General features: G+C 72.7%; 2 protein-coding genes. Both read right to left on the reverse strand.

Features of this window, described 5'->3' with window-relative positions; all coding sequences use genetic code 11:
- A partial coding sequence (gene pdxY, locus Mterra_RS21130) for a pyridoxal kinase PdxY (protein ID WP_119316863.1) occupies positions 1-665 on the reverse strand: 665 nt, incomplete at its 3' end.
- Between the two features lie 8 nt (positions 666-673).
- Positions 674-1,567 (reverse strand): histone deacetylase family protein, encoded by an 894-nt coding sequence (locus Mterra_RS21135; protein WP_119316864.1) that lies wholly within the window; start codon positions 1,565-1,567, stop codon positions 674-676.
- Between the last annotated feature and the right edge of the window lie 23 nt (positions 1,568-1,590).

Genomic DNA, 1,590 nt, shown 5'->3' on the forward strand with positions numbered 1-1,590 from the left:
GGGTCGAGGGGGATCAGGGGGGTGCGAACGACCCAGGCCCCGCCGTCGGCGACGGCCAGGGTTTCGATGTGGCCGTCGGGGGCTTCCTCGCGCAGCAGGCTGGTCGCCACCACGATGCGCGGGCCCTGCGGGCGCACCTGGTCGCGCAGGTGGCGGGCGGCCTCGAGGGCGTCGTCGAGGGTGCGGACGCTGTGGCCGGTGAGGAGCTCGAGCTCGAACTGGTTGGGGGTGACGACGTCGGCCTGGGGCACCACCCGCGTGCGCATGACCTCGGGGATCTCGGGCCGCACGAAGACGCCCCGGCCCACGTCGCCCATCACCGGGTCGCAGCAGTAGAGCGCGCCCGGGTTGGCCTCGCGCACCCGCCGCAGCGCCGAGAGGATGGCCTCGGCGGTCCCGCCGCCGCCCATGTAGCCCGAGAGCACCGCGTCGCACTGCCCCAGCACCCCGCGCTCGGCGATGCCCTCCACCACCTCGCTGAGGTGCTCGGGGGGCAGGATCATGCCCTTCCAGGCCCCGTAGCCGGTGTGGTTGGAGAACTGCACGGTGTGGATGGCCCACACCTCGAAGCCCATGCGTTGCAGCGGAAACACCGCCGCAGCGTTGCCCACGTGCCCGTAGGAAACCCACGACTGGATGGAGAGGATGTTGAGCGGCCTGTGCATGGCCCCAATCATAGCGACCCCGCCAGGCGCTCGAGCGCCAGCCGGTAGGTCTGGGCGTGGGCCGCCACGGTGGTGCCGGGGTCGCGGTTGTAGCCCCCGCCCATCACGATCACCAGTGGGACCCCCGCGCGCCGCACCCGCTCGAGCACGCGACGGTCGCGCTCGGCCAGGCCCTCCAGGCTCAGCCCCAGCCGCCCGAAGCGGTCGCCGGCCAGCACGTCCACCCCGGCGTTGAAGAAGACCAGCTCGGGGCGGGAGGCGAAGGCCTGCTCGAGGGCGGGCTCGAGCGCCGCCAGGTACTCCGCGTCGCCGGTGGCGTCGGGCAAGCCCACGTCGAGGTCGCTCTGCTCCTTCTTGAGCGGGTAGTTGCGCTCGGCGTGGACCGAGAGGGTGAACACCGAGGGGTTGTCCTGGAAGATCACGGCGGTGCCGTTGCCCTGGTGGGCGTCGAGGTCGGCCACCAGCACCCGCCCTCCCCAGCCCTCCGCGCGCAGGGCGGCGACGGCTACCGCCACGTCGTTGAAGAGGCAGTAACCCTCGGCCCGGTCGCGGTAGGCGTGGTGGGTGCCCCCGGCCAGGTTCATGCCCAGCCCCCACCGCAAGGCGTCACGGGTAGCGGCCAGCGTCCCCCCGGCGGCGTGCAGGGCCCGGGTCAGCAGGCTCCGGGTCCAGGGCAGCCCCACCCGGTGCGCCTCCTGCCTCGAGAGCCCCTCCCGCCGCAGCTTCTCCAAATACGCCCGCTCGTGCACCAGCGCCAGCGTCTCCCAGCCGATGGCCGGGGCCTCGAGCACCTCCATCTCGCCCTGAAGGGCCTGTGCGACCCCGGCGTACTTGTACTTGGGGAAGGGGTGGTAGTCGGGCAGCTCGAGCGAGCAGTGGGCGGTGGAGTAGCCGCGGAACACGGGTAAACCTTATCGGGTCGGGG

The organism is Calidithermus terrae (assembly GCF_003574345.1).
Lineage (GTDB): Bacteria > Deinococcota > Deinococci > Deinococcales > Thermaceae > Calidithermus > Calidithermus chliarophilus.